Origin of the sequence: Rhizobium sp. 16-488-2b (assembly GCF_017741815.1) — a bacterium.
Lineage (GTDB): Bacteria > Pseudomonadota > Alphaproteobacteria > Rhizobiales > Rhizobiaceae > Rhizobium.
On the sequence record NZ_JAGHMF010000003.1, the window covers coordinates 554,184 to 580,750 of the forward strand.

25 protein-coding genes are annotated in these 26,567 nt (G+C 62.7%); 15 read left to right on the forward strand and 10 right to left on the reverse strand.

What is annotated here, in order from left to right:
- Nucleotides 1-5: 5 nt before the first annotated feature.
- Nucleotides 6-716 (forward strand): glutathione binding-like protein, encoded by a 711-nt coding sequence (locus tag J5286_RS04355; protein WP_209189284.1) that lies wholly within the window; start codon nucleotides 6-8, stop codon nucleotides 714-716.
- A gap of 84 nt (nucleotides 717-800) precedes the next feature.
- On the opposite strand, the gene J5286_RS04360 is transcribed toward J5286_RS04355, so the two are convergent.
- From J5286_RS04360 to groES, 3 genes are all read right to left on the reverse strand, one after another.
- Entirely contained in the window at nucleotides 801-1,247 is a 447-nt protein-coding gene (locus tag J5286_RS04360; RefSeq protein WP_209189613.1) for a hypothetical protein, read from the reverse strand.
- A 678-nt stretch (nucleotides 1,248-1,925) separates the two neighbouring features.
- Entirely contained in the window at nucleotides 1,926-3,566 is a 1,641-nt protein-coding gene (gene groL, locus J5286_RS04365; protein WP_209189285.1) for a chaperonin GroEL, read from the reverse strand.
- A gap of 57 nt (nucleotides 3,567-3,623) precedes the next feature.
- A complete protein-coding gene (gene groES / locus J5286_RS04370) occupies nucleotides 3,624-3,920 on the reverse strand; it encodes a co-chaperone GroES (RefSeq protein WP_018898571.1) in 297 nt (98 codons plus the stop codon).
- A gap of 418 nt (nucleotides 3,921-4,338) precedes the next feature.
- Between groES and chrA the strand changes: the two genes are divergently transcribed.
- From chrA to J5286_RS04385, 3 genes are all read left to right on the forward strand, one after another.
- Nucleotides 4,339-5,754, forward strand: coding sequence for a chromate efflux transporter (gene chrA, locus J5286_RS04375; protein ID WP_209189286.1), 1,416 nt, complete (start codon nucleotides 4,339-4,341; stop codon nucleotides 5,752-5,754).
- A 118-nt stretch (nucleotides 5,755-5,872) separates the two neighbouring features.
- Nucleotides 5,873-6,721, forward strand: a complete 849-nt coding sequence (locus J5286_RS04380) for a TIGR01459 family HAD-type hydrolase (protein WP_209189287.1) — start codon at nucleotides 5,873-5,875, stop codon at nucleotides 6,719-6,721.
- Between the two features lie 58 nt (nucleotides 6,722-6,779).
- Nucleotides 6,780-7,766: a bifunctional riboflavin kinase/FAD synthetase gene (locus tag J5286_RS04385; RefSeq protein WP_245205344.1), complete on the forward strand. Its 987-nt coding sequence runs from the start codon at nucleotides 6,780-6,782 to the stop codon at nucleotides 7,764-7,766.
- Between the two features lie 4 nt (nucleotides 7,767-7,770).
- On the opposite strand, the gene J5286_RS04390 is transcribed toward J5286_RS04385, so the two are convergent.
- The 3 genes from J5286_RS04390 to J5286_RS04400 form a co-directional block, all read right to left on the reverse strand.
- Nucleotides 7,771-8,679, reverse strand: coding sequence for a DMT family transporter (locus J5286_RS04390; protein ID WP_209189288.1), 909 nt, complete (start codon nucleotides 8,677-8,679; stop codon nucleotides 7,771-7,773).
- Nucleotides 8,680-8,685: 6 nt separating this feature from the next.
- Nucleotides 8,686-9,330 carry a LysE/ArgO family amino acid transporter gene (locus J5286_RS04395; RefSeq protein WP_209189289.1) on the reverse strand — a complete coding sequence of 215 codons (645 nt, stop codon included), beginning with the start codon at nucleotides 9,328-9,330 and terminating at the stop codon, nucleotides 8,686-8,688.
- Nucleotides 9,331-9,500: 170 nt separating this feature from the next.
- Nucleotides 9,501-10,508, reverse strand: a complete 1,008-nt coding sequence (locus tag J5286_RS04400; protein WP_209189290.1) for a helix-turn-helix domain-containing protein — start codon at nucleotides 10,506-10,508, stop codon at nucleotides 9,501-9,503.
- Between the two features lie 308 nt (nucleotides 10,509-10,816).
- On the opposite strand from J5286_RS04400, the gene J5286_RS04405 reads away from it, so the two are divergent.
- Together J5286_RS04405 and mctP are read left to right on the forward strand one after the other, a co-directional pair.
- Entirely contained in the window at nucleotides 10,817-11,014 is a 198-nt protein-coding gene (locus J5286_RS04405; protein WP_018898575.1) for a DUF3311 domain-containing protein, read from the forward strand.
- Nucleotides 11,004-12,479, forward strand: a complete 1,476-nt coding sequence (gene mctP / locus J5286_RS04410) for a monocarboxylate uptake permease MctP (RefSeq protein ID WP_209189291.1) — start codon at nucleotides 11,004-11,006, stop codon at nucleotides 12,477-12,479. The genes J5286_RS04405 and mctP overlap by 11 nt, the downstream gene beginning before the upstream one ends.
- 53 nt (nucleotides 12,480-12,532) lie before the next feature.
- On the opposite strand, the gene J5286_RS04415 is transcribed toward mctP, so the two are convergent.
- Entirely contained in the window at nucleotides 12,533-12,970 is a 438-nt protein-coding gene (locus tag J5286_RS04415) for an RES family NAD+ phosphorylase (RefSeq protein ID WP_209189292.1), read from the reverse strand.
- Nucleotides 12,971-12,972: 2 nt separating this feature from the next.
- Nucleotides 12,973-13,383 carry an Xre family toxin-antitoxin system antitoxin gene (locus tag J5286_RS04420; protein ID WP_209189293.1) on the reverse strand — a complete coding sequence of 137 codons (411 nt, stop codon included), beginning with the start codon at nucleotides 13,381-13,383 and terminating at the stop codon, nucleotides 12,973-12,975.
- A 309-nt stretch (nucleotides 13,384-13,692) separates the two neighbouring features.
- On the opposite strand from J5286_RS04420, the gene ileS reads away from it, so the two are divergent.
- Together ileS and J5286_RS04430 are read left to right on the forward strand one after the other, a co-directional pair.
- Nucleotides 13,693-16,593: an isoleucine--tRNA ligase gene (gene ileS / locus J5286_RS04425; RefSeq protein ID WP_209189294.1), complete on the forward strand. Its 2,901-nt coding sequence runs from the start codon at nucleotides 13,693-13,695 to the stop codon at nucleotides 16,591-16,593.
- Nucleotides 16,594-16,730: 137 nt separating this feature from the next.
- Nucleotides 16,731-17,360 (forward strand): hypothetical protein, encoded by a 630-nt coding sequence (locus tag J5286_RS04430; protein WP_209189295.1) that lies wholly within the window; start codon nucleotides 16,731-16,733, stop codon nucleotides 17,358-17,360.
- A gap of 262 nt (nucleotides 17,361-17,622) precedes the next feature.
- Here J5286_RS04430 and J5286_RS04435 read toward each other — a convergent pair whose 3' ends face one another.
- Nucleotides 17,623-18,054, reverse strand: a complete 432-nt coding sequence (locus tag J5286_RS04435) for a nucleoside deaminase (protein WP_209189615.1) — start codon at nucleotides 18,052-18,054, stop codon at nucleotides 17,623-17,625.
- An 89-nt stretch (nucleotides 18,055-18,143) separates the two neighbouring features.
- Here J5286_RS04435 and J5286_RS04440 point away from each other — a divergent pair, with 89 nt between their 5' ends.
- Genes J5286_RS04440 through J5286_RS04455 form a run of 4 tightly spaced genes read left to right on the forward strand, consistent with a single transcriptional unit; the run spans nucleotide 18,144 to nucleotide 22,036 of the window.
- Nucleotides 18,144-20,264, forward strand: coding sequence for a pseudouridine synthase (locus J5286_RS04440; RefSeq protein ID WP_209189296.1), 2,121 nt, complete (start codon nucleotides 18,144-18,146; stop codon nucleotides 20,262-20,264).
- On the forward strand, nucleotides 20,245-20,805 hold the full coding sequence (gene rsmD, locus J5286_RS04445) for a 16S rRNA (guanine(966)-N(2))-methyltransferase RsmD (RefSeq protein ID WP_112944550.1): 561 nt from the start codon (nucleotides 20,245-20,247) through the stop codon (nucleotides 20,803-20,805). The genes J5286_RS04440 and rsmD overlap by 20 nt, the downstream gene beginning before the upstream one ends.
- A gap of 23 nt (nucleotides 20,806-20,828) precedes the next feature.
- On the forward strand, nucleotides 20,829-21,737 hold the full coding sequence (locus tag J5286_RS04450; protein ID WP_112944549.1) for a patatin-like phospholipase family protein: 909 nt from the start codon (nucleotides 20,829-20,831) through the stop codon (nucleotides 21,735-21,737).
- 23 nt (nucleotides 21,738-21,760) lie between these two features.
- Nucleotides 21,761-22,036: a type II toxin-antitoxin system TacA family antitoxin gene (locus J5286_RS04455; protein ID WP_209189297.1), complete on the forward strand. Its 276-nt coding sequence runs from the start codon at nucleotides 21,761-21,763 to the stop codon at nucleotides 22,034-22,036.
- Here J5286_RS04455 and J5286_RS04460 read toward each other — a convergent pair.
- Entirely contained in the window at nucleotides 22,033-23,841 is a 1,809-nt protein-coding gene (locus J5286_RS04460) for a monovalent cation:proton antiporter-2 (CPA2) family protein (protein ID WP_209189298.1), read from the reverse strand. The genes J5286_RS04455 and J5286_RS04460 overlap by 4 nt on opposite strands.
- Before the next feature lie 118 nt (nucleotides 23,842-23,959).
- Between J5286_RS04460 and J5286_RS04465 the strand changes: the two genes are divergently transcribed.
- From J5286_RS04465 to J5286_RS04475, 3 genes are all read left to right on the forward strand, one after another.
- Complete coding sequence (locus J5286_RS04465; protein WP_209189299.1) at nucleotides 23,960-25,306, forward strand: TldD/PmbA family protein; 1,347 nt, start codon at nucleotides 23,960-23,962, stop codon at nucleotides 25,304-25,306.
- 138 nt (nucleotides 25,307-25,444) lie between these two features.
- On the forward strand, nucleotides 25,445-26,239 hold the full coding sequence (locus J5286_RS04470) for a 3'(2'),5'-bisphosphate nucleotidase CysQ (protein WP_113200540.1): 795 nt from the start codon (nucleotides 25,445-25,447) through the stop codon (nucleotides 26,237-26,239).
- A gap of 68 nt (nucleotides 26,240-26,307) precedes the next feature.
- Nucleotides 26,308-26,553 carry a DUF4170 domain-containing protein gene (locus J5286_RS04475; protein WP_026283020.1) on the forward strand — a complete coding sequence of 82 codons (246 nt, stop codon included), beginning with the start codon at nucleotides 26,308-26,310 and terminating at the stop codon, nucleotides 26,551-26,553.
- Nucleotides 26,554-26,567 lie beyond the last annotated feature (14 nt).

The following is a 26,567-nucleotide window of genomic DNA, read 5'->3' on the forward strand; positions in this document are numbered from 1 at the left end:
TTCAGATGGCAGACCTTTCCGCATTCCCGATCACCAAACGCTGGCCGGCAAGCAACCCCGATATCATCCAGCTCTATTCGCTGCCGACGCCGAACGGCGTGAAGGTGTCGATCGCGCTTGAGGAGCTCGCTCTGCCCTATGAGCCGCATCTGATCTCGTTCGGCACCAACGATCAGAAGTCTCCGGAGTTCATGTCGCTCAATCCGAATGGCCGCATTCCTGCGATCATCGATCCCAATGGCCCTGATGGAAAGCCGATCGGCCTGTTCGAATCCGGTGCGATCCTTGTCTACCTCGCCGAAAAGACCGGCAAGCTCATTCCGGCGGACGCAGCCGGTCGCTACGAAACGCTCCAGTGGGTGTTCTTCCAGATGGGCGGCATCGGGCCGATGTTCGGCCAGTTCGGCCACTTCCACAAGTTCGCGGCCGACAAGGTCGCCAACAACTCCTATCCGGTGGAGCGTTATCGCGACGAGTCGAAGCGCCTGCTCGGCGTTCTGGAGGAGCGGCTGCAGGGCCGCCAGTGGATCATGGGCGACACCTACACCATCGCCGATATTACCACGTTCCCGTGGGTGCGCGGCGCCGATGTCTTTTATGGCGGTCGGGAGCTCCTGGAATACGACAAGTTCCCGGCGGTCATGGACTGGCTGAAGCGCTGCATGGCGCGCCCGGCCAGCGAAAAGGGGCTAAACATTCCCGCCCGTCCGGCCTAAGCCGAGCCCTCGGCGCCGACGCGGTGCCCATATAACGTCAAAAGCCGGCCCAATAGGCCGGCTTTTCCGTGAAAGCAGTAAGTCTTATTGGCGGCGAATAGCGGCCTTGCTCGTGTCGGCCTCGATGCGCGGGAAGATGAACATGCCGATCATGCTGCCATTGCCTTCTTCTTCGTAGCCGTTCGATTCACCCATGCAGAACAGCGGCTGGCGGTAGCCGTTCGGCAGGATGATCGTGGTCGAAAAACAGAAGGACGAGGATAGCGCCGCAGCCTGTTCGAAAATCTGGACGATGCGGCCGCGATCTTTCGGATCATAACAGCGCATCAGGCTGAGCAAGCCGCATTCGGGTACGCTCAGGCCATGAAGCCGGGCGCTGCGTTCCTGAAGGCGGATCACGCCGCTGGAAAAGTCGCCGACCCAGCTCTCGGATACGGAAAGCTGAGCAAGCATGTCGGGATTGTTATCATTGAGTTCCAGCGATCCGTGCATCAGCGGTGCGGATGCGGTGGCTTTTGTTATCTTAAACACATTGTTCCCCAGTTTGGGCGCAGCGTTCTCCCTTGCTGCACACCCGGCAAACATCACAGTTTCAGTCGACGCCGCGCTTCATGCTCGGTGACCGGAAAATAGCGTTCCGAGCGGTCGCCCCAAGAAGTGAGCCCACTCTGCCCAGCCTTTCCAAAATATGCAACTTCTAATTTAATTCAGAATAAGTAACTCGGTCCGTGCGTCAATGCAATTCTGAGCGGTGTCGGCGATGCAGCGGCAAGTGCGCCTGAACGAAGCGCCGAACACAGCGCGAATCTATAAGTTTTTTTGCAGAAACGGCAACGGTTTTTAACACGCAGACGGATCCTCGCACCCAGTCGTCAACGACCAGAAATAGCGGAAAGGTTGATAAAAACACTGCTAAATAATGCGAAATTGATGGAGTTGCGGGCGTTTCCTGCCTCTGACGGCAACCATTGGCAAGAAAACTCGATTGTTACGAGAATTTGACCCCTCGGTAAAAATCGCCCGTCGAGCAAGCTTCACGAAAGCCTCGCCAAGCTCAACAGCTCTCCATTTGTATGATTATACGTTTCATCACAAGGTTGAAAAATTCCGCACGCGAATGTGAGTGCGAATCACAAAACGAAAAGGGCGACCCGAGGGCCGCCCTTCCGTAACCTGAACCGGTTGGATCAGATGTAAAACCTCTCGGTCTTACATCATGTCCATGCCGCCCATTCCGCCCATGCCGCCAGGCATGCCGGCAGGAGCGTCCTTCTTCGGCAGCTCGGCGATCATGGCTTCGGTCGTGATCAGCAGCGAAGCAACCGAAGCTGCGTTCTGCAGAGCCGTGCGAACAACCTTGACCGGGTCGACGATGCCCATGGCGATCATGTCGCCGTATTCGGACGTCTGGGCGTTGTAGCCGTAGTTGTCTTCGTTCTTCTCGAGGATCTTGCCAACAACGATCGATGCTTCGTCACCGGCGTTCTCGGAGATCTGGCGAACCAGAGCCTGAAGAGCGCGACGGATGATGTTGACGCCAGCTTCCTGGTCGTCGTTTGCACCCTTTGCGGTGATCTTGGAAGCCGAACGGAGGAGAGCAACGCCACCACCCGGTACGATGCCTTCCTGAACGGCCGCGCGTGTGGCGTTCAGAGCGTCGTCGATACGGTCCTTGCGTTCCTTGACTTCGATTTCCGTGGAGCCGCCAACGCGGATGACGGCAACGCCGCCAGCGAGCTTGGCAAGACGTTCCTGCAGCTTTTCGCGGTCATAATCGGAAGAGGTTTCTTCGATCTGAGCCTTGATCTGCGCAACGCGGCCTTCGATGTCGGACTTGGCGCCAGCGCCGTCGACGATCGTCGTGTTTTCCTTGGAGATCGAAACCTTCTTCGAACGGCCGAGCATGTCGAGCGTTACGGATTCCAGCTTGATGCCGAGGTCTTCGGAGATGACAGTGCCGCCCGTGAGGATAGCGATGTCTTCCAGCATGGCCTTGCGGCGGTCGCCGAACCCAGGAGCCTTGACGGCAGCGATCTTCAGGCCACCGCGCAGCTTGTTGACGACGAGCGTAGCAAGAGCTTCGCCTTCGACGTCTTCAGCGATGATGAGGAGCGGCTTGCCGGTCTGAACGACGGCTTCGAGAACCGGGAGCATCGCCTGCAGGTTCGAGAGCTTCTTCTCGTGGAGGAGAATGTAAGCGTCGTCGAGGTCGGCGACCATCTTTTCCGGGTTGGTCACGAAGTAAGGGCTGAGGTAGCCGCGGTCGAACTGCATGCCTTCGACGACTTCGAGTTCGGTTTCAGCGGTCTTGGCTTCTTCGACGGTGATAACACCTTCGTTGCCAACCTTCTGCATGGCTTCAGCAATGTCGTCGCCGACCTGCTTGTCGCCGTTTGCGGAGATCGTGCCGACCTGGGCAACTTCAGCCGAGGTGGAGATCTTCTTTGCCTTGGCCTGCAGGTCCTTGACGACTTCTGCAACAGCGAGGTCGATACCGCGCTTCAGGTCCATCGGGTTCATGCCGGCAGCAACTGCCTTGGCGCCTTCGCGAACGATAGCGCGGGCCAGAACGGTAGCCGTCGTGGTGCCGTCGCCGGCGATGTCGTTGGTCTTCGAAGCAACTTCGCGGACCATCTGGGCGCCCATGTTTTCGAACTTGTCTTCGAGTTCGATTTCCTTGGCGACCGATACACCGTCCTTGGTGATGCGCGGAGCGCCGAAGGACTTGTCGATTACGACGTTACGACCCTTCGGGCCGAGGGTTACCTGCACTGCGTCAGCGAGGATGTCGACGCCGCGCAGCATCTTTTCGCGCGCAGAGCGGCCGAACTTTACTTCTTTAGCTGCCATTTTGAGAACTCCTGAAAAGGGGTGTCAGCGAACTGAGATGGATGGGAAACCGGCTGATTAGCCGATGATGCCCATGATGTCGGCTTCCTTCATGATCAGAAGGTCTTCGCCGTTGATCTTGACTTCGGTGCCGGACCACTTGCCGAACAGAACGCGGTCGCCAGCCTTGACGTCGAGAGCGACGACCTTGCCGGACTCGTCACGAGCGCCGGTGCCGACGGCGACGATTTCGCCTTCCTGCGGCTTTTCCTTGGCGGTGTCAGGAATGATGATGCCGCCCTTGGTCTTTTCTTCGGACTCAACGCGGCGAACAACGACGCGATCGTGAAGGGGGCGGAAGTTGGTGCTTGCCATTGTCTAATCCCTCGATCAAATGACACTCGCAGGCCGGTATGGCCCACACGGATGGGTGTTAGCACTCTACCTTGGTGAGTGCTAGCGACCTGCATTTAGGAGCGGCCATCTGGGGAGTCAAGGGAAGCTGTCGTAATTTTCCGACGCCCCGTGTCTATAGCCGTTTGATGGCAAAGTTGTGAACCTGCCGCGCGCATGTCGAGGTCATGAAAACGCTTCCATGGTTAATGCCGGAAAGGGCAGGGGCCGCCCGCATCTTCCGGCACCGAGCTTTGTCATAAACCCGTGTCCGGAATTTGCGAAATGCCAACAGGAAGCGGCGTCTCGGTCGTGCCACCGGGCCGGGATTGTCCAGCCCTGACACGGGTGATATCGAGCGACAGGGGCAGCCGGCAGAGGTCGGCAAAGGGGGGTATATATGAGCGTGGACGGAGCGGTGATGGCGGATGACAGCGTGGCATCGGTGCCGTTTGGCGAGGCCGTCCGCGTCTGGGCCAGGATCGGCTGTCTGAGCTTCGGCGGCCCCGCCGGCCAGATCGCCCTGATGCACCGGACCATCGTCGACGAAAAGCGCTGGGTCTCCGAGGATCGCTTCCTGCACGCGCTGAACTACTGCATGCTTTTGCCAGGCCCCGAGGCGCAGCAGCTCGCCACCTATATCGGCTGGCTGATGCATGGCGTGCGCGGCGGCATCCTCGCCGGCCTGCTCTTCATTCTCCCCGGCTTCGTGGTCATGCTGGGGCTTTCCGCCCTCTACGCCGTCTTCCAGGAGACGACCTGGCTTCCCGCCCTGTTTTTTGGCCTCAAGGCCGCCGTCCTTGCCGTCGTCGTCGAGGCGCTGCTGCGCCTTGCGCGCCGCGCGCTGAAAACCCGCGCACACTATTACATTGCCGGCGCCTCCTTCCTGGCGCTGTTTATGCTGAACGCGCCGTTCCCCATCGTCGTGATCCTCGCCGGCCTCACGGGTTTCGCTCTGTACCGCTATGCCCGCCGCCACGCGCAGGCCGAGGAAACCAAAGCGCAATCGCCCCGCCGCCTGCCCACGTTTACGACCCATGCCGTCGCCCGGCCGCTCCTCGTTCTCGTCTTCTGGATCCTCATCTGGCAGGCGCCGTTGCTTCTCGTCCGCAATCTGCACGCGCCATCCGATTTTATCGCCGAGGCGCTCAGCGGAGAGACCAATGTCTTCGGCGCGCTCTTCATCTTCTTTTCCAAGATGGCGGTCATCACCTTCGGCGGCGCCTATGCGGTGCTCACCTATGTCGCGCAGGTCGCCGTCGGTCATTATGCCTGGCTGCAGCCGGGCGAGATGCTGGATGGCTTGGCGCTGGCCGAAACCACGCCCGGCCCGCTGGTCCTCGTCCTCTGTTTCGTCGGCTTCCTCGCCGGCTACCGCAATCCGCTCTTCATGGCGCCGCTGATGGGTGGCGCGCTCGGCGCCACGCTGGTCGCCTGGGCCACCTTCGTCCCGAGCTTCGTCTGGATCTTCGCCGGCGCCCCCTTCGTCGAGAAGCTGCGCGACAATGCCGCTCTGTCGGCGGCGCTGTCGGCCATCACATCAGCCGTCGTCGGCGTCATCCTCAATCTGTCGCTCTGGTTCGGCCTGCATGTGCTCTTCGCCGAGGTCGGCCGCGTCTCGCTTCTGTCGCGTGGTGCTGGCCTTCCCATCGTCAGCCTCGCCTGGCCCCAATGGGCCACGATCGATATCGCGGCGCTGGCGATCTTCGTGATCGCGTCTGTCCTGCTGTTCTACGTGAAGATGGGCATGGTCAAGGTGCTGGGGCTTTGCGCTGTTGCCGGTCTCGCCATCAAGGGCGCCGAACTGCTGCTCTGAAGGCCGTCGGAGCGCACCGGGTCGCAAGAATTTCATCGTTCTGCATTGCAAAATTTCTTGCCATCGCGGCGGGGCTTTGCGATGTCAGCCCTCATCGAATGAAAACCGGGACTTTGAAATGGCGCAGCGCATCGAGAATTTCGCAGAGATCACCAGCCACTATGATGCGGTGTTCTGCGATGTGTGGGGCGTGTTGCACAACGGCGTTTCGCCCTTTCCGAAGGCCGCCGCGGCCCTGCAGGCCGCGCGCGAGGCTGGCCTGACGGTCGTCCTGATCACCAATTCGCCGCGCATCGCGCCGCTCGTCGTCGATCAGCTCCGCATCATCGGCATCCAGGACGAAGCCTATGATCGCATCGTCACCTCGGGCGACGTTACCCGTGGCCTGATCGCGGAAGGCCCGAAGAAGGTCTTCCTGCTCGGCCCGGATCGCGACATTGCCATCATCGAAGGCATCGGCGTCACCCGAGTTTCCGCCGAGGAGGCCGATTGCGTCGTCTGCACCGGCTTCTTCGACGACGAGACCGAGACGCCCGAGGATTACACCGACATGCTCAAGGCCTTCCAGGCCCGCGACGTGCCGATGATCTGCGCCAACCCCGACCTGATCGTCGAGCGCGGCCACAAGATGATCCCCTGCGCCGGCGCCATGGCCGCCTATTACGATCAGCTCGGCGGCAAGACCCGCATCGCCGGCAAGCCGCACAAGCCGATCTATGACGCCGTCCTCTCGGTCGCCCGCGAAATGCGTGGCGATCTCAAGATGGACCGTATCCTGGCGATCGGCGACGGCATGCCGACGGATGTGCGCGGCGCCCTCGATTACGGTCTCGATCTTCTCTATATCAGCGGCGGCATCCACGCGGCCGAATACACGCTGAACGGCGAGACCGACGAGGCGATCCTCACCGCCTATCTCGAACGCGAGAAGGCAACGCCGAAGTGGTGGATGCCGCGTCTGGCCTGAGCCTCCACGCACCTGAAGCCGCCTTGCCTAAGCCCGAAGCATCAGTAAAGTCTGCCCGATGACCGTCTTCCACCGCAACGAAACGCGAGAGCCCTTGCCCGATCACCTGCACGGCGGTGTGGTCGCCATCGGCAATTTCGACGGTGTCCATCGCGGTCATCAGTCGGTGCTGGAGCGCGCGCTCGAGATCGCCGAGGCGCGTGGCGTTCCGGCCCTCGTGCTCACCTTCGAGCCGCATCCGCGGACGGTCTTCAACCCGCAGACACCGGTCTTCCGGCTGACGCCCGCGCCGCTGCGTGCCCGCATTCTCGAGGCCATGGGCTTCGGCGCGGTCATCGAATACCCGTTCGACCGCGCCTTTTCGCAGCGCTCGGCCGACGATTTTACCCACTCGATCCTCAAGGATTGGCTGGCTGCATCCGAGGTCGTGACCGGCGTCGATTTCCATTTCGGCCGTGGCCGCGAAGGTGGCCCGGCCTTCCTCATGGATGCCGGCAATAAATACGGCTTCGGCGTCACCCTGATCGACACCTTTCGCGATGAGAACGCTGACGTGGTCTCTTCCAGCCGCATCCGCGCGTTGTTGAAGGAAGGCGAGGTCAGCGAGGTCGCCGGCCTGCTCGGCTATCACTACACGGTCGAATCCGAGGTGATCGGCGGCGAAAAGCTCGGCCGCCAGCTGGGCTTTCCGACAGCCAACATGCGCCTGCCGGCTGAGGTCGAGTTGAAGCCCGGCATCTACGCCGTCCGCTTCCGCTTCGAGGATGGCACGATGCATGACGCGGTCGCCAGCTACGGCCGCCGCCCGACGGTCACCGACAATGGCGCGCCGCTGCTCGAAACCTTCGTCTTCGATTTCTCCGGCGATCTCTACGGCCAGATCTGTTCCGTCTCCTTCTTCTCCTACCTGCGCCCGGAGCTGAAGTTCGACGGCCTGGATCCGCTGGTGGAGCAGATGAACCGCGACAAGGAAGAGGCGAGGGCGGTACTCTCAGGCGTCCAGCCGATCAGCGAGCTCGACCGCAAGCTCTGCGGTCTCGTTTAGGGCTTCATTCCTCTTCCGCATTGCGTTGAAGCAATGCCGCCACGGGATCCTCCGGCTCGATCGTCACGATGACGATCGACAGAAAGATCAGCGCTGCCCCGACGCAGGCCATTACAGGCGGCCGCTCCAGCAAGACGAGGCAAGCGCCGATCGCGCCGAATATGCTCTCGCCGGAGACGAGCACCGCCGCCTTAGATGCCGGCACATGACGCTGCGCATAAGTCTGCAGCCCGAAAGCGGCCGCGGTGGAGAGAATGCCGAGCATCGCCAGTTCCGGTGCCGCCCGCCACATCATCTCGCCCGTCAGCGGCTCCAGCAGCGGCGCCACCGGCATCAAGAGCAGCGCGGCGATCGCGAATTGCACGAAGGCCGACGTGAACGGCCCGCCATAACGCCGCGCGTGGCGCCCGAGGAGCACCATCCAGAAAGCATAAAAGACGGCGGAGACCAGGCAGGCGACATCGCCCGTGTTCAGCGCCGCGAAGCCGCCGATCCCATCGGCCATCAGCCCGATGCCCGCAAGCGTCAGGCAGGCCGCGAAGACGCCCAGCCGTCGCGTCGTCTCGCCGAAAGAAGCCCATGCCACGACAGGCGTGAGCACGGTGGCGGTGTTGACCAGGAAGCTCGCATTGACGACCGTGGCGTTGACATAGGCCGTCTGCTGGATCGCGATCGCCACGGTGAAGGTCAGCGCAACACGCAGGATACTTTTCGTCCACCCCGCGCCATGTCCCCGCACATCGTTGCGCTCGAGGGCCGCCAGCGGCAGCATCACCAGCGCCCCGATCAGGCAGCGCAGCATGGTGGCCGATAGCGGGCCCATATGCGTCAGTACTGTCTTCTGTGCGATGTTGCCGAAGCCCCAGAAGGCCGCGGCGAGGATCAGCGAGACATAGGCGCTCCGCTTCGACATGGCGGCTCAGACCACGACAAGGCGGTGCGCCGCCCGCGCCGCCAGCATCGCTGCCGAGCCGAGCAGCAGGCAGCCCGAGATCATCGCGAACTGCCGTCGCCGCGCCGGATGCCCGAGCCAGGATCGCAGCATCTGCCCGGTCAGGCTCCAGCCGTAGAAACGCACCGCCGAGGCGAGCAGGAAGCCGGCGCCGAACCAGATGCGGATACGCGTTTCAAAGGCGGATGCGACAAGGCCGACGAGCAGCACGATCTCGACATAGACGAGCGGATTGAGCCAGGTGACGGCAAGCATGGAGACGGTGGCGTTCCAGCGCGTGCGGCAGCTTGCGACGATGCCGTCGTCCGTCGCCGGTGTGCGCTGCAGGCTGCGGCGGATGGCGCAGACGCCGTAAAAGACGAGGAACAGGATACCGAGCAGGTGCAGCGCCGCCGTAGCGCCGGGATGGGCGCCGGGCGACGCTTGAAAGCCCATCAGCCCGATGCCGACAAGCACGATTTCCGAGACATAGCCGATGCTGGCGACGAGCAGCATGTGGTCGCGCGCGAGCCCTGCATTGATCAAGGCGAGGTTTTGCGGGCCGATCGAAAAGATCAGGCTGGCGCCGAGCAGAAATCCCGAGCCGGCCGCATGATATGGAAAGACGTCCATGGACATGCCCTCGAAAAAGGAGATCGAACCGAGGGCGCAGTTGGGCATCCAGCACTTGCGGTCGCCGGTCGCCGCCGACGGCCGCAAGTGCAGCCCCTCAAACACCCTGTCTGCTATGTGGCATTGCGGGATACCGCCGATCGTGGCCGGTCTGCTCGCCCGGCCGTGTTCTACAGCTTTGCCACCCTCGCGTCGTGGCGATCCGCGAAATCGTCATTCTCGATCTGCGCAATCCGGCGAAATTCCCCAGGCGGTGCGCCAAAGGATTGCGCGAAGCTGCGGTAGAAGCTGCTCAGATTGTTGAAGCCGCAGGCAAGCGCCACGTCGAGAACGGACCGCTGCGGGCAATTGATGAGCATGCCCTTTGCCCAATCAAGCCGCGCTGCCAGGATCGAGCCCGCCACGCCCACACCGCTCGGTTCGAAAGCCATGTTGAGCGAGCGGACCGATACACCGAGATGATCGGCGATCGCCTGCGGGGTCAGCCGGGGATCATCATAGTGACGCGCGATGAACTGCTGCGCCCGCTGCCGTCTCGCATCGCGGACGGAGCCTTGAAGCTCGCCATGCGCAAGCGGATGCAGACCCTGCGCGATCATCACCAGCCGTGTCAGGGTGCTGAGAGCCGCCGTGCTGGCGGCGGGCTGCGGCTTCTGCATCGCGCAACACGCGGAGAAGCAGGCCACAAGCAGGCCGTAGAGCTCGTTGTCAGGACGCAGCAGCGCGGGATTGAGCAGCGTGGCATCATCGAGAAACGGCTTGAAATGGCCGCGCGGGACATAGGCGCACGTGGTCACCGAGTGTCGGGCGAAGGAAACCGCCTGCGGTCCGTCGAGGTCTAGCAGCAGAATGTCGCCGGGGCCGGTGCGCGGAAGCGCTTCATGATAGCCGAACGTCTGCTCGTAGCTGCCGGTGTTCAGCATCGCCAGCAGCAGCATGTTGCTGGAGCGCTCGGATATCTCCTTCTCGCTGCGCGCCAGCACCACGGAACTCGCCTCGAAACGCGTGAGATAGGCATCCCCGAGCAGGCGGCCGCTGAAGCGCACATGAAAATCATCGTCGTCGAAACGCGATCGGGAAAGATCGATCAACGGCAGGGGCGAGGCCTCGACAACCTCATGCAGGTAGACCGACCGACGGCCCTCCGCGACACGGTCGCTATCGATCACATGTTGCATCCGCGCCCCTCTCGCTGAAAACAGACAGCCCTTTGCGCGCGGCGATTTCGCCACGAGCCACCGCCTGGAACCATGTAACGCCAGATTGAAATCAACTTATAGTATATTAGCAATATTTGAATTGAATGTGAAGGCACGCGAGGAAAGCGGCGTGGCGAGGGAGGATCTGCACCTGACACGTGCCTGCCCAGGCACAAACTGTGTCTTTTTCGCGGCAAGGATGCTTGCCGAGCGAGCCGGCTGGCATATGTCATCTATCTGATAAGACGCGGATAAGCCGCGCCCGATCCGCGAAAGGCACTCTCCCCATGGACAAAAGATTTGGAACGGCGGCCTGCTGGCTGCTCATCATTCCCTATATCGGGCTGCTCTGGGTCCCCTTCTACAATTTCCACGATCCGGTTCTTTTCGGCTTCCCCTTCTTCTACTGGTATCAGCTCCTCTGGGTGCCGATCACCGCCTTCCTGACCTGGATCGCCTACCGGAGCATGCGCAATGACGACTGATCTCAACATCACGGCGCTCAGCGTCTTCATTTTCTTCTTTGTCCTCGTCACCGTCATGGGCTTCGTCGCCTCACGGTGGCGCCGACCCGAGACCATGGCGCATATCGACGAATGGGGCCTCGGCGGCCGCTCCTTCGGCACCTGGATCACCTGGTTCCTGGTTGGTGGCGATTTCTACACCGCCTACACCGTCATCGCTGTTCCGGCACTCGTCTACACCGTCGGCGCCTACGGCTTCTTCGCGCTGCCCTATACGATCGTGGTCTACCCATTCGTCTTCATGGTCATGCCGGTGCTCTGGAAGCGGGCGCGGGACTTCGGCTATGTCACGGCGGGCGACGTCGTCCATGGCCAGTATGGCTCGCGCGGGCTGGAGCTTGCGGTCGCGGCAACAGGCGTCATCGCCACCATGCCCTATATCGCCCTGCAGCTCGTCGGTATGACGGCGGCGCTGAAGGCGCTCGGCCTGCATGGCGAGGTGCCGCTCGCCATCGCCTTCATCGTGCTTGCGCTCTACACCTATTCGGCGGGCCTGAGGGCGCCGGCACTGATCGCCTTCGTCAAGGACATCATGATCTATATCGTGGTGATCGCCGCCGTGGCGCTGATCCCCTCGAAGCTCGGCGGCTACGCCAATGTCTTCGCTTCCGCCGACGCCGCCTTCCAGGCCAAGGGCTCCGGCAGCCTGCTGCTCGGCTCCAACCAGTATGTCGCCTATGCGACGCTGGCGCTCGGCTCGGCACTCGCGGCCTTCATGTATCCGCACACGCTGACCGGCATCTTCGCTTCCAACAGCGGCAACACCATCCGCAAGAACGCGGTGCTGCTGCCCGCCTATACGCTGCTGCTCGGCCTCTTGGCGCTGCTCGGCTACATGGGCCACGCCGCCGGCCTCAAGCTCGACAGCGCCAATGACGTGGTACCGGCGCTGTTCCAGACGCTCTTCCCCAGCTGGTTCGCCGGCTTCGCCTTCGCCGCCATCGCCATCGGCGCGCTGGTGCCGGCGGCGGTGATGAGTATTGGCGCCGCCAACCTCTTCACCCGCAACTTCTGGAAAGCCTATGTCAACCCACAAGTAACGGATGCGGGCGAAGCAAAGGTCGCGAAGATGACGTCGCTGGTCGTCAAGGTCGGCGCGCTTCTGGTCATCATCTTCCTCCCCACCCAATTCGCCCTCGACCTCCAGCTTCTCGGCGGCATCTGGATCCTGCAGACGCTCCCGGCCCTGGTCTTCGGCCTCTATACCAACTGGTTCCGCGCCCCCGGCCTGCTTGCCGGCTGGTTCGTCGGCTTCTTCGGAGGCACCTATCTGGTCTGGCTTAATGGCTGGAAACCTCTGCAGCCGGTGACGATGGGTGAGACCTCGTTCACGATCTACATCGGCCTCTTGGCGCTGGCGGTGAATATCATCGTCGCGGTGGTGGTGAATGCGGTGGTGCCGGGCAAGGCTGTGGCTCGGGCTTGAGCGTGTTGTGAGGGGAGGGCTGCGGGTGACGCCGCGGCCCTCACGCTATGAAGTCAGGAACGAAGTAGTCGGCTGTCAAACGGATATGTCTTGACGTCTTCGATGATGATCTCACCGGCTCGCGCATGCAGGGGATTGATCAGCACATTGCGCGCCTCCGGCATGATCACGCACTGCACGTCGAGAAGGCATGCCTCTTTCTCTAGCAGCAAAGCCGATCCGAATTCTTGTGTGGCGTCCAGATCAGAAAGATCGACGTCACGATCGTCCAGTCTCCTTGTCGGGAGATTGTCGGGGCAATTGATCTTCAGGAGCGTGTATTCGGATGGAATGTCCTCAGGGTCCGTATGAACGATGACTTCCAGAAGTGTTGTTGACGGATGGTCGCAGCAATAGACGACAGGTAGGCCAGCGAAATTCCAGCGGCCCGATGCAAGCAGGCCGCCCCGTCCGCTCAAGTCAACGTGTTTCGATATTCGCCAGAGATACACGGTCAGATATAGATCCCGTGATCGATCCTGATTAGCTCCTCTTCGACGAGCCGTGCTCCCGTTTCTGACTGTAACAGGTCAAAAGGCACGACCCCGTTCAGGGCTCGGCTGGGTTTGCGAAGCCAGCGTTGGGCCTTCTCACGCTCCCCGAAAACACGATCGGCATGTTGACTGACGCGTAGAAGTCTCTGCGCGCTGTCATTTTCGGCAAGAGTTAGCGGCTCGCCCAGTTCTAGCCGTCGCGCGAGCGTCCGGCGCGGCGCAACAAACCGGTAAATCTCATCCATCGAAAAGCCGTAGTTCTTCAGCGTCTCGATCGAGCCGCTATCAAACCGTGGTTGTTTGCTTCCGCTCGCCGTCTCCACAAGCGCCAGCGTAGAGTCGTCTCGAGCTTGCGCTGCGCTACTCACCATCGAAGCCTCCTGTGCCATTTGCCCATAAATATAAGCGCAAATGGCCAGACTGCAAATGCAGCCTTCCGACGGTCGATCTCCTCTTCCTTTTCCCTGTAAAAGCGCCTATGAACCGGCGCGATGAACACATTCCGGCTGGCGATCACGATACGAATTATCGGCCCGGCCTTCCGCGCGCGCTAAGCGGCCGGAAGGTCCGGGTTTTCGGCGCTCGACCTCAGAGCGCTTCCGCCACCACGATATTTCCAAGTCCGTTGCGCCCGTTTGCGAGGCGTAAAGCACGATCGCTAGAAGAGACGATTGCCAGACATGACCGATACAGCCGAAAAGATCGATTACTCCAAGACCCTCTATCTCCCCGAAACCGATTTCCCGATGCGCGCCGGCCTGCCGCAGAAGGAGCCGGAAACGGTCGCCCGCTGGCAGGAGATGGGTCTCTACAAGAAGCTGCGCGCGTCGGCCGCCGGCCGCGAGAAATTTGTCCTCCACGACGGCCCTCCCTACGCCAACGGCAACATCCATATCGGCCACGCGCTGAACAAGATCCTGAAGGACGTCATCAACCGCTCGTTCCAGATGCGCGGCTTCGATGCCAATTACGTTCCCGGCTGGGATTGCCACGGCCTTCCGATCGAGTGGAAGATCGAGGAAGAGAACTACCGCGCCAAGGGCAAGGCCAAGCCCGACCTCAAGCAGGCCGACGCGATGATCGAGTTCCGCAAGGAATGCCGCGCTTACGCTGAAAAGTGGATCAAGATCCAGGGCGACGAGTTCAAGCGCTTGGGCATCGAAGGCGACTTCGACAATCCCTATCTGACGATGAACTTCCACGCCGAAAGCCGCATCGCCGGCGAACTGTTGAAGATCGCCATGAGCGGCCAGCTCTATCGCGGCTCGAAGCCGATCATGTGGTCAGTGGTCGAACGCACGGCGCTGGCAGAAGCCGAGGTCGAGTACCACGACGTCGAGAGTGATATGATCTGGGTGAAATTCCCGGTCGTGGGTGGCGAAGGCGAGCTGGCCGATGCCCATGTCGTCATCTGGACGACAACGCCGTGGACGATCCCCGGCAACCGCGCCATCGCCTACTCGCCGAAGGTCGCCTACGGTCTCTATGAGATCACGGCTGCTGAAAACGACTTCGGCCCGCAGTCTGGCGAGAAGCTGATCTTCGCTGACGCGCTGGCCGAAGAGTCCGCAAAGAAGGCCAAGCTCACCTTCAAGCGCCTGCGCGGCCTCTCAGCCGACGAGATGGCATCACTCACGACCGCCCATCCGCTCAAGGGCCTCGGCGGCGGCTATGAATTCGACGTGCCGCTGCTTGCCGGCGACCACGTCACCGATGACGCCGGTACCGGCTTCGTTCACACCGCCCCTTCGCATGGCCGCGAAGACTTCGAGGCCTGGATGTCCGGTGCGAAGGAACTCGAGGCCCGCGGCATCGACACGCGCATCCCGTTCCCGGTCGACGACAGCGGCACCTATACCGCTGACGCCCCCGGCTTCGAGGGCGCACGCGTCATGGACGACAACGGCAAGAAGGGCGATGCCAACGAGCGCGTCATCAAGACGCTGATCGAGCGCAATGCTCTCTTTGCCCGTGGCCGCCTGAAGCATTCCTATCCGCATTCCTGGCGCTCCAAGAAGCCGATCATCTTCCGCAATACGCCGCAGTGGTTCGTCTATATGGACAAGGACCTCAAGGACGGCACGACGCTGCGCACCCGTGCGCTGAACGCCATCGACGACACCCGCTTTGTACCCGCTGCCGGCCAGAACCGCCTGCGCGCCATGATCGAGCAGCGTCCGGACTGGGTGCTTTCGCGTCAGCGCGCCTGGGGCGTTCCGATCTGCGTCTTTGCCGATGAGGACGGCAACGTCTTGCAGGACGAAGAGGTCAACAATCGCATCCTCGAAGCCTTCGACGTCGAAGGTGCCGATGCCTGGTTCGCCGAAGGCGCCAAGGATCGCTTCCTCGGCAACGGTCACGACCATGCCAAGTGGACCCAGGTCATGGACATCCTCGACGTTTGGTTCGACAGTGGCTCGACCCATACCTTTACGCTGGAAGACCGCCCGGACCTTAAGTGGCCGGCCGATCTCTATCTCGAAGGCTCCGACCAGCATCGCGGCTGGTTCCACTCGTCGCTGCTGGAATCGGCCGCCACCCGTGGCCGCGCGCCTTACAACGCCGTTCTCACCCATGGCTTCACCATGGACGAGAAGGGCGAGAAGATGTCGAAGTCCAAGGGCAACGTCACCTCGCCGCAGGAGATCATGAAGGATGCCGGCGCCGACATCCTGCGCCTCTGGGTCATGACCTCCGACTATGCCGACGACCTGCGCGTCGGCAAGACGATCATCCAGACCAATGTCGACGCCTACAGAAAGCTGCGCAACACCATCCGCTGGATGCTCGGCACGCTGGCGCACGACAAGGGCGAGACTTTCGCGGTTTCCGAAATGCCGGAGCTGGAGCAGCTGATGCTCCATCGCCTGGCCGAGCTCGACCAGTTGGTGCGCGATAACTACGACGCCTTCGACTTCAAGAAGATCGCCCGCGCGCTGATCGATTTCGCCAATGTCGAGCTCTCGGCCTTCTACTTCGACGTCCGTAAGGATGCGCTCTATTGCGACGCGCCCTCGAGCCTGCGCCGCCGCGCCAGCCTGCATGTCATCCGCAACATCTTCGATTGTATGGTGACCTGGCTCGCCCCGATGCTGCCCTTCACCACCGAAGAAGCATGGCTGTCGCGCAACCCCGGTGCCGTCTCCGTTCACCTTGAGCAGTTCCCGGAAGTTCCGGCCAGCTGGAGGAACGAGGCGCTGGCCGAGAAGTGGAAGAAGATCCGCGCCGTCCGTACGGTCGTCACCGGTGCTCTGGAAATCGAGCGCAAGGACAAGCGCATCGGCTCCTCGCTGGAAGCAGCCCCTGTCGTCCACATCGCCGACGCCGAGCTCCTGAAGGCGCTTGAAGGTCAGGACTTCGAGGAGATCTGCATCACCTCGGGCATCGTCATCGAGGGCAACGATGGCCCGTCGGACGCGTTCCGTCTGCCTGAAGTGGCCGGCGTCAGCGTCGAGCCGAAGCTTGCCGAAGGTGTGAAGTGCGCCCGCTCGTGGCGCATCACGACGGATGTCGGCTCTGATCCCGAGTATCCCGATGTCTCGGCCCGCGATGCTGCCGCTTTGCGCGAACTTGCGGCATAAACCGAAGAAAGTTACCGGATGAATTGCGCTATCGCGGTTCATCCGGTAAAAGCTGCCTGAAATTGGCCGGATTTTTCCGTCACGGGGAGGATGTCCGGTTTAGCATTGACTGCACCGGCATGGCTGGAAGGGTTTTCATGTTATCGAAGCGTTGGTTCCGTTTGGGCGCATGCCTGACTGTTGCGATGGCAGGCACTGCGATGATGTCGAGCTGCACGAGCAGCCCCCGCTACGGCACGGACAAGACGGCATTTCAGCAGCTGACCGATGACCTTGGCCAGTCCACCTCGCTGACCGGCGCCGAGCCCAAGAACAAGGGCGTGAAGTACAATCCGCGTCCCGGCCTCGTGGTTCCGAAGGCCGGCGACAAGGAAAACCTGGTCGCGCCGCAGGAATCGATCGCCAGCAAGGACAATCCGCAGTGGGTCGAATCGCCTGAGGAAACCCGCGCCCGCCTCGTCAAGGAAGCCGACGAGAACAGCGACAAGTCCGGCTACCAGTCGCCGCTCGCCAACAACGAGGTCGAAGGCGGCCGCCGCACGACGGAAGCCCAGGCCAAGGCCTTCCGAGAAGCCCGCGCCATCCAGAAGGGCGCCTACATCGACCAGCGCCGCTACATCTCCGATCCGCCGACCGAATACCGCCAGATCGACGATCCCGCCAAGCTCGACGATCTCGGCGAGCCTGAGCTGAAGAAGATGAAGAAGAAGAAAAAGGAAGCCGCGGTCGCCGGCTCCGGCAAGCAGTGGTGGAACTTGCTGCAGTAAGGTTTTGGGCGAGGGTTAATCCCCCGCTTTCTGAGTTTCGTTCGGCACTGATGCTGGTGTTGTGCCGTGTGGCACCCCCCTCTGTCCTGCCGGACATCTCCCCCACAAGGGGGGAGATCGACTTGCGGTGAGGTTTACGCCAACCAATCAACGTGGAGCGAGCGGCTGCGCCCATCCAATCTCCCCACCTGTGGGGGAGATGCCCGGCAGGGCAGAGGGGGGTACCGCACGGTAAAACCTCCCCTGAGCGCGCGAAGCGCCCCTAATCCCGCTTCCCCTGAAAGAACCCCCGCAGGATCTCCGCCGCCTGCACCTCGCTCATCCCCGAATACACCTCCGGCGCATGATGACATGTCGGTTGCGCGTAAAACCGCACCCCGCTATCCACCCCGCCACCCTTCGGATCCTCCGCCCCATAATAGAGCCGGCGGATGCGGGCGAACGAGATGGCCGCCGCGCACATGGTGCAGGGTTCCAGCGTCACATAAAGGTCGGCGCCCGTCAGCCGCTCCTGGCCGAGCGCCTCGCAGGCCATGCGGATGGCAGCAATTTCGGCATGCGCGGTGATGTCGTTGAGCTCGCGGGTGCGGTTGCCGGATGAGGCGATTACGATGCCGTCGAGGACGACGACCGCGCCGATAGGCACCTCGCCGCGCGCGCCCGCGGCACGCGCTTCCTCAAGCGCCAGCTCCATAAATTGATTTGTCTTCACGATCCGACAATTTCCACTTAACCGCAGGGGCGCGAACTGATAGAAGGCCCCAAAAGGCAGGCAAACAACAAATGACATTCAAAGACAAGCCAAAACGGCCGGGTGGCAAGCCATCCCCGCGCGATACCGGCGCGAAATCGGGCGAGAAGCCCGCAAGGAAGTTCGCAAAATCGGCTGACAAGGCGGATGCCGTGTCCGACGTGACGAGCGACAGCAAGGCGGAACGCATCTCCAAGGTGATGGCGCGCGCCGGCGTTGCCTCGCGTCGCGATATCGAGCGCATGATCCTCGATGGCCGCGTCACGCTGAACGGCAAGCCGCTGGATACGCCCGTCGTCAACGTCACGCTGACCGACAGAATAGAAGTCGACGGCATGCCGATCCGCGGCATCGAGCGCACCCGTCTGTGGCTCTACCACAAGCCCGCCGGCCTGGTGACCACCAATGCCGATCCGGAAGGCCGCCCGACCGTATTTGACAACTTGCCGGACGATCTGCCGCGCGTCATGTCGATCGGACGTCTCGATATCAACACCGAAGGTCTGCTGCTCTTGACCAACGACGGGGGCCTTGCGCGTGCGCTGGAGCTGCCGACGACAGGCTGGCTACGCCGTTACCGCGTGCGCGCCCACGGAGAGATCGATCAGGAAGCGCTCGACAAGCTGAAGGACGGCATCGCTGTCGACGGCGTGCTCTATGGCGCCATTGAGGCGACGCTCGACAAGGTGCAGGGCTCCAACGTCTGGCTCACCATGGGCCTGCGCGAAGGCAAGAACCGCGAAATCAAGAACGTGCTCGGCGCGCTTGGGCTCGACGTCAACCGCCTGATCCGTATCTCCTACGGCCCATTCCAGCTCGGCGATATCCCCGAGCGTGCGGTGATCGAAGTGCGTGGCCGCACCCTGCGCGACCAGCTCGGCCCGCGCCTGATCGAGGACGCCAAGGCCAATTTCGACGCGCCGATCTACAACGCGCCCGCCGTGACCGAGGAAGAGGAAGCCGACGCCAGGCCCGAGCGCCGCGAGCGCTCGTGGAAGCCGGAAGACAAGCGCGAACGCGCGCTGAGCCGCCTCGATACCAAGCGCGATGATAAACGCGACGACCGCCGTGGCGGCGATCGCGACCGTGGCCCAAGCCGTGGTGGCGACCGCAAGGATGAAGGCCCGAAGCGTCCCGCGCTCGGCAGCCGCCGCAATGCCAATGTCTGGATGGCGCCAGGCGCCCGTCCGCTCGGCGAAAAGGCAGCCGCCAAGGCCGAGAAGAACGCCCAGACGGCTCTGCGCCGTGGCGAAAAGCCCGGCCGTTCCAAGCCGCAGCCGACAAGCTACGACGAAGGTCCGCGCGTGCAGATCAACCGCGCCCGCGACGAAGAGGGCGAATGGATCCGCTCCAGCGATGTGAGCCGCGACGACGACCGCAAGCGCGGCGATCGCGGCTTCGGTGACCGTCCCCGTGGCGACCGCTCCTTCGGTGATCGCGGTGACCGCTCCGGCGGCGACCGCACGGCACGCGGCGACCGGCCTTATGGTGATCGCCCACCCCGTGGCGACCGTCCCTTTGGCGACAAGCCGCGTGGCGAGCGCAAGCCCCGCGAGGATGGCGACCGTCCGCGCTCTTTCGGCGACCGCCCACCACGCGGCGATCGGCCTTTTGGTGATCGTCCTCCCCGTGGTGACCGGCCAGCCGGCGACCGCCCATTCGCAGGAAAGCCTCGCGGCGACCGACGTCCGCGTGAAGACGGCGACGACCGTCCCCGTTCCTTCGGCGACCGCCCACCACGTGGCGATCGGCCTTTCGGGGATCGTCCGCCACGTGGCGATCGGCCGTTCGGCGACAAGCCGCGCCGTCCGCGCGAAGAGGGCGACGAGCGTCCCCGCGCCAACCGTTTCTCCGGCGAGGCTCGCTCCGAGCGTCCGGCCGGCGAGCGTTCGTATGGCGACCGGCCACGTGGCGACCGTCCCCAGGGCGAGCGCCCGAGAGGCGATCGTCCCTTCGGCGACAAGCCGCGTGGTGACGGGCCGCGTGGCAAGAGCTTTGGCGGCAAGCCCGGTGGCTCCAAGCCGGGTGCGAAGAGTTTTTCGGGCAAGCCCTCGGGCGATCGTCCCGGTGGCGGTGGCAAGCCCTCGGGCGGGCCGTCTCGTGGTGGACCAAAAGGCAAGGGAATAGGACGCGGTGCGGATCGTCGGCGGTGAGTTTCGCGGACGGTCGCTCGCCGTGCCTAAATCCAACGACATCCGGCCGACTGCCGACCGGACGCGTGAGAGCCTGTTCAATATTCTGAGCCATGCCTATCCGGAATGCGTCGATGGCACCCGGATACTCGATCTCTTTGCCGGCACCGGCGCGGTCGGTCTGGAAGCCGTCTCGCGCGGCTGCCGCCATGCGCTTTTCGTTGAAAACAGCGTCGAGGGCAGGGGGCTGCTCTGGGAGAACATCGATGCGCTCGGCCTGCACGGCAAGACGCGCATCCTGAGACGCGACGCGACCGATCTCGGCAGCGTCGGCAATCTCGAGCCGTTCCAGTTCCTCTTCGCCGACCCGCCCTATGGCAAGGGTCTCGGCGAAAAGGCAATGGCTGCGGCCGCGAGGGGTGGTTGGCTGTTTCCGGGCGCGATTGCCGTGCTTGAGGAGCGCGCCGACGTTGCCGTTTCGGTCGATCCTTCCTATCTGTTCTTGGAAAGCCGGATTTTCGGCGATACCAGGGTGCATTTCTACCGCTACCAGCCGGAGTAGGTAGCGGCTATCGGGGGTAAAGGGTGACACAGCAGGCCGAAAAGACCAGTTCCGCGTTCCCTGCTCTCGAAGATGTCGCCTCCGGCGCGTCGCCGCGTATCGCGATTGCGTTCGGCGGCGGTGGTGCCCGCGGCCTCGCTCACATCCACGTCATTGAAACGCTCGACGAGCTCGGTATCCGCCCGGTGGCGATATCGGGTTCATCGATCGGCGCCATCATGGGCGCCGGCATGGCGGCCGGCATGACCGGCGAGGCAATCCGCGAACATGCGCTGATGACCGTCGGCAACAAGACCGCCGTGGTGAGCCGCCTCTGGGGCCTTCGCCCGCAGACGGTGCGTGATGCGGTGGCGAACGGCGTGCGCATCGGCCAGTTCAACCTCGAACGTATCCTGAAGGCCTTCTTGCCCGCCGATCTCCCCGATCGCTTCGAGGATCTGCCGATCCCGATGACGGTGACCGCCACCGATTATTACGGCCAGCAAGAAGTGCTGGTGAGCGAAGGCCAGCTGTTTCCGGCGCTCGCAGCCTCTTCCGCCATCCCCGCCGTCTTCATGCCGGTCCGGCTGCATGGCCGGGTGATGATCGACGGCGGCATCAGCAATCCCGTTCCCTATGAGTGCCTGATGGACCGCGCCGATATCGTCATCGGCATCGATGTCGTCGGCGCGCCCGAGGGCGACGGCACCCATATCCCGAACCGCATGGAGAGCATCTTCGGCTCCGGCCAGTTAATGATGCAGACGGCGATTACCCTCAAACTCCGCATCCAGCCCCCCCACATCTTCCTCCGCCCCGCCGTCGGCCGCACCGGCGTCATGGATTTTTTGAAGGCCCGCGAAGTGCTGGCCATGTCCCAAGGCGTCAAGGACGAGCTGAAATATGCGCTGGATGGGGCGATCGAGGCGCATGCGAGATCCGAGCGGCTGTGATAACGTCCGCGTAGGAGGGCGTCATGAGCAACGCGAACCCACCAATGCGTACAGTCACATTGAAAGCGTCCGACGACGTCTGGTCACTGATCGACCGCGCCGCGAAGCTACGTGGGCAGACAGGCGCCGAGTTCATAGTCGATGCCGCGCAGCGCGTCGCCGAGGATGCCCTTGCCGATTGCCCGGTCGCGTTGGTCTCGGCCTCAAGCTACGACCACTATCTCCAAATCTTGGATCAGCCGCCATGCAATGATGGTTTTCGACGGCTCATGCGCGTGGAAAAGCCCTGGCAGGACTAAGCATCCGCCACCGCATCCCCCGTTCCCGCCAGCGGGTCCTGCGAGAAATCCATCGTCCGCTTCGGCTTGACCAGCGGTTCCGGCTTGACCGGCTGCGAGTAGAGCATGTCGCGGCCTGCCTGCAGTCCCTCGGTGACCTGCAGCACCAGTCGCTGTTCGTCGCGGCGGCGGATGTCTTCGCCGATCTCGTAGGCGGCGGCCTCGCTGATGCCGAGTGCTTCCAGCGTCCGGCGGCCGAACAGCAAGCCCGATTCCAGCGTCTCGCGCAGTTCGTAGTCGACATTGAGGTTGCGCAGCGCGATCGAGTGGACGCGGTCGTAGGAGCGCACGAAGAGCTTGGCTTCGGGATAGTCGGCCTGCACTAGCTCGACGATCTTGTCGGTCACTTCCCGCTTCTGCGTGCAGACGACGACGATCTTGGCGTGGTCGATGCCGGACGCCCGCAGCACGTCCTTGCGCGTGCCGTCGCCGAAATAGATGCGAAAGCCGAAGGACGAGGCCTGGCGGATACGATCGGCGGAGGTATCGATGACGGTCACCGCGCGACCACCGGCGAGCAGGATCTGCGCCGCGATCTGGCCGAAACGCGAGAAGCCGATCATCAGCACGTCGGCGCCGGCACCTTCGAAATCCTCTTCCAGCGTCTCCTTCGTCTCGCTGCTCTCGAGCCTTCTGGCAAGCTTGGTGCCGATGGGCGTCAGCGCCATGGAGAGCGTCACGATGGCGATCAGGAGAGACGCCGTGCTCGAAGGCATGAGCGACGAGGCGCCTGCCGTCGAAAACAAGACGAAGCCGAATTCCCCACCCTGCGGCAGCAGGAAGGCGATGCGGATCGCGTCATTGTGATCGGAGCCGGTCAGCCGGCAGAGCCCGTATATGATCAGCGCCTTCGCCGCCATCACGACAGGCACGGTGACGAGGATGACCAGCGCGTTGTCCCAGAGAACGTCGAGCTGCAGCGACAGGCCGACGGCGATGAAGAAGATGGCGAGAAGCACGCCGCGGAAGGGCTCGATATCCGCTTCCAATTCGTGCCGATAAGAGGATTCTGCCAGCATCACGCCGGCCAGAAACGCCCCCATCGCCATAGATAGCCCGGCCATCTGCATCAGCGCCGCCGATCCCATGACGACGAAAAGTGCTGCCGCGATCATCGCCTCGCGCGCGCCGGTGCTGGCGATGATCTGGAACAGCGGCGTCAGCAGATAGCGCCCCATCACGATCATCGCGCCGACGGCGCCGATGGCGATCCCGAAGTCGACGATCGGCGTGCCGTGGCCCTTGCCGGTGTCGAGAATGTTGATCAGCGCCAGCAGCGGCACGATGGCGAGGTCCTGGAATAGCAGCATGGAGAAGGAGCGCTGGCCATAACGCGTGCTGACATCGCCGTCATCCTCAAGGATCTGCATGGCAAACGCGGTGGAAGACAGCGCCAGCCCGAAGCCGGCGATGATGCTGCCGCGCCAGTCGAGCAGGCCGGAGAGATCAGCGAGCGCCGTCAGCACCAGCCCCGTGAGGATCACCTGCGCCGTTCCTAGCCCGAAGATGTCGCGCCGCATCTGCCAGAGACGGCTCGGTTTCAGCTCCAGCCCGATGATGAAAAGCAGGAAAACGACGCCGAGCTCGGCGACGTTGAGGATCTGCTCGCCATCCGTCAGCCCGTGAAAAATCGGGCCGATCACCACGCCGGCGGCGAGATAGCCGAGTACCGTTCCAAGCCCCAGCCGCTTGAAGATCGGGGCCGAAACGACGGTGCCGCCGAGCAGCAGGATCGTTTCGGTGAAGAGGGCGTTGGGCTCGGACATCAGCTAAGCTTCTTTCAATGGTCATGGTTGCGCAAGCAGCGCGAAAAAGAATCGGCACTGTCGGCCTTGATGCTTTCCGTAGCGCACAATAAATGGAACGCGAAGGAAAGGCCAAACCATGTCCTCTGAAATTGATTCCTCGACGCTTCTCTCCCGCGCCAGCCAGCTGATCGATCTCGCCAAGAAGGCGGGTGCCGATGCCGCCGATGCGGTGGTCGTCCGCTCTCGCTCGCAATCCGTCAGCGTGCGGCTCGGCAAGGTGGAGGAAACCGAATCCTCCGAGAGCGATGATTTTTCGCTACGCGTCTTTGTCGGCAAGCGTGTCGCCAGCGTTTCGGCCAATCCGGGCTTCGACATGTCGGTGCTCGCCGAGCGCGCGGTCGCCATGGCCAAGGTCTCGCCGGAAGATCCCTTCGCGTGCCTCGCCGATGAGAGCCGGCTCGCCAAATCCTATCCAGACCTGCAGTTGCTCGACAGCACCGAGGTCTCCGCCGATCAGCTGCGCGAGGCAGCGCTTGCAACGGAAGCAGCCGGCCTTGCGGTCAATGGCGTCACCAATTCCTCGGGCGCCGGCGCTTCGGCCGGTCGCGGCGGCATGGTGCTTGTCACCTCGCACGGCTTTGAAGGCAGCTACATGGGCTCGCGCTTCGGCCGCTCCGTCAGCGTCATCGCCGGCGAGGGCACCGGCATGGAGCGCGACTACGATTTCGACAGCCGCATCTATTTCTCCGAGCTGGACGATCCCGCCGAGATCGGCCGTCGCGCCGGCGAGCGCGCCGTCAAGCGCCTGAAACCGCGCCAGGTCGATACCGGCAAAAACGTCACCGTCATCTTCGATCCGCGTATCGCCCGCGGCTTCGTCGGCCACATCGCCGGCGCCATCAACGGTGCATCGGTTGCCCGCAAGACCAGCTTCTTGCGCGACAAGATGGGCGAGCAGGTACTGAAATCCGGCCTCTCGATCACCGACGATCCGATGATCGTGCGCGGCCCCGCCTCGCGCCCCTTCGATGGCGAAGGTGTTTCCGGCGAGCGCATGGTGATGATCGAGGACGGCGTGCTGAAGCACTGGTTCCTTTCGACGTCGACTGCCCGCGAGATCGGCATGGAAACCAACGGCCGTGGCGTGCGCGGCGGCAATGCCGTGACGCCAGCCTCGACCAACCTGGCGCTTGAGCCCGGCGATATCTCGCCCGAGGACCTGATCCGCGGCGTCGGCAACGGCTTCTACGTCACCGAGCTGATCGGCCAGGGCGTCAACATGATCACCGGCGAATACAGCCGTGGCGCCACCGGTTTCTGGATCGAAAACGGTGAATTGACCTTCGCGGTTTCGGAAGTGACCATTGCATCGAACCTCAAGGAGATGTTCATGCGGGTAACGCCTGCCAACGATATCGACCGCAAGTACGGGGTAGCTGCCCCGACCATCGCGATCGAGGGAATGACGCTGGCCGGACGGTGATCGCGGGCTAAAGTGCGTCGCGATCTTTCAGATTCGCTCGTTGCGCTTTAGGTCTTTCTTTTACCGCATGTCTTCATCGCAAAACCGCTTCACACTTTTGCGCGACATGCTCTAGCCGCTGACGGATTGGAACTTGGGATGAGCGACGTGGACAATGCCCGCTGGCAGAGCGATCTGGACCTGATCGCCGACGCTGCAAAGCGGGCGGGTGCCGTGGCGCTCAGCCATTTCAACCAGTCGCCGGAGGTCTGGTGGAAGAACGAGGGCCGCTCGCCGGTCAGCGCCGCCGATTTCGCCGCCAATGAAATCCTCGAAACCCTGCTGCGCGCCGCCCGGCCGGATTACGGCTGGCTATCTGAGGAGACCGAGGATAGCGCCGATCGCCTGTCGCGCGACACGCTCTTTATCATCGATCCGATCGACGGCACGCGCGGCTTCCTCGCCGGCCAGAAGCTCTGGTGCGTCAGCGTCGCCGTCGTCCACAAGGGCCGGCCGGTGGCAGGCGTGCTCAACGCGCCGGCACTCGATGAACTCTATGAAGCGGTCGCCGGTGGCATCGCCTTGAAGAACGGCCTGCCGATCCGCGTATCGGAGCCGAAGCCGCCCGTTCGCTTCGCCATTGCCGAGGATGTGCTAAACGGCTTTAAAGAGCCGCTGCGCAGCAGGATCGAGCGCGTCAAGCACGTGCCCTCTCTTGCCTATCGCGTCGCCATGGTGGCCGATGCGGCGATCGACGGCACCTTCGTGAAGCGCAATTCCCATGACTGGGATCTGGCCGCCGCCGATCTCATTCTGGAAAGGGCAGGCGGCCGTCTCGTCAATCTCGACGGAACGGCGCTGACCTATAACCGCGCGGATGTGAGACACGGCGAGCTTTGCGCCGGCTCCGAGCCGCTGTTGAATGAATTTCTATCCCCTATCGCCGCGCGCTGAGCAGTTGACGTTTCCGTCAAAATCCCTCAGATGAAACGGCGGAGGAGCAGATGAAGGAAGTGACTGAAATGACCAAGTCCGGTGAAAAGAAGCAACTGTTGCACCTCGTGTTTGGCGGCGAACTGGAAAGTCTCGATGACGTGCAGTTCCGCGACCTCTCTGGCCTGGATATCGTCGGCATCTTCCCTGATTACGCATCTGCACTGACGGCCTGGAAGTCCAAGGCGCAGTCGACCGTCGATAATGCCCACATGCGCTATTTTATTGTCCATATGCACCGCTTGCTTGATCCCGAAGACAAGTCCGGCAAATAATTTTCGGCCCTTGC

Excerpts from the sequence above, each read along its gene's own strand:
- chrA (WP_209189286.1), top strand. The coding sequence starts at position 4,339 with ATGAGCGTGGACGGAGCGGTGATGGCGGATGACAGCGTGGCATCGGTG.
- J5286_RS04355 (WP_209189284.1), top strand. The coding sequence starts at position 6 with ATGGCAGACCTTTCCGCATTCCCGATCACCAAACGCTGGCCGGCAAGC.
- J5286_RS04460 (WP_209189298.1), bottom strand. The coding sequence starts at position 23,841 with ATGTCCGAGCCCAACGCCCTCTTCACCGAAACGATCCTGCTGCTCGGC.
- J5286_RS04430 (WP_209189295.1), top strand. The coding sequence starts at position 16,731 with ATGTTATCGAAGCGTTGGTTCCGTTTGGGCGCATGCCTGACTGTTGCG.
- J5286_RS04440 (WP_209189296.1), top strand. The coding sequence starts at position 18,144 with ATGACATTCAAAGACAAGCCAAAACGGCCGGGTGGCAAGCCATCCCCG.
- groL (WP_209189285.1), bottom strand. The coding sequence starts at position 3,566 with ATGGCAGCTAAAGAAGTAAAGTTCGGCCGCTCTGCGCGCGAAAAGATG.
- J5286_RS04390 (WP_209189288.1), bottom strand. The coding sequence starts at position 8,679 with ATGTCGAAGCGGAGCGCCTATGTCTCGCTGATCCTCGCCGCGGCCTTC.
- J5286_RS04435 (WP_209189615.1), bottom strand. The coding sequence starts at position 18,054 with ATGGAGCTGGCGCTTGAGGAAGCGCGTGCCGCGGGCGCGCGCGGCGAG.
- J5286_RS04475 (WP_026283020.1), top strand. The coding sequence starts at position 26,308 with ATGACCAAGTCCGGTGAAAAGAAGCAACTGTTGCACCTCGTGTTTGGC.
- ileS (WP_209189294.1), top strand. The coding sequence starts at position 13,693 with ATGACCGATACAGCCGAAAAGATCGATTACTCCAAGACCCTCTATCTC.
- J5286_RS04465 (WP_209189299.1), top strand. The coding sequence starts at position 23,960 with ATGTCCTCTGAAATTGATTCCTCGACGCTTCTCTCCCGCGCCAGCCAG.
- J5286_RS04380 (WP_209189287.1), top strand. The coding sequence starts at position 5,873 with ATGGCGCAGCGCATCGAGAATTTCGCAGAGATCACCAGCCACTATGAT.
- groES (WP_018898571.1), bottom strand. The coding sequence starts at position 3,920 with ATGGCAAGCACCAACTTCCGCCCCCTTCACGATCGCGTCGTTGTTCGC.
- J5286_RS04395 (WP_209189289.1), bottom strand. The coding sequence starts at position 9,330 with ATGGACGTCTTTCCATATCATGCGGCCGGCTCGGGATTTCTGCTCGGC.
- J5286_RS04470 (WP_113200540.1), top strand. The coding sequence starts at position 25,445 with ATGAGCGACGTGGACAATGCCCGCTGGCAGAGCGATCTGGACCTGATC.
- J5286_RS04405 (WP_018898575.1), top strand. The coding sequence starts at position 10,817 with ATGGACAAAAGATTTGGAACGGCGGCCTGCTGGCTGCTCATCATTCCC.
- J5286_RS04385 (WP_245205344.1), top strand. The coding sequence starts at position 6,780 with ATGACCGTCTTCCACCGCAACGAAACGCGAGAGCCCTTGCCCGATCAC.
- J5286_RS04420 (WP_209189293.1), bottom strand. The coding sequence starts at position 13,383 with ATGGTGAGTAGCGCAGCGCAAGCTCGAGACGACTCTACGCTGGCGCTT.
- J5286_RS04455 (WP_209189297.1), top strand. The coding sequence starts at position 21,761 with ATGAGCAACGCGAACCCACCAATGCGTACAGTCACATTGAAAGCGTCC.
- mctP (WP_209189291.1), top strand. The coding sequence starts at position 11,004 with ATGACGACTGATCTCAACATCACGGCGCTCAGCGTCTTCATTTTCTTC.
- J5286_RS04400 (WP_209189290.1), bottom strand. The coding sequence starts at position 10,508 with ATGCAACATGTGATCGATAGCGACCGTGTCGCGGAGGGCCGTCGGTCG.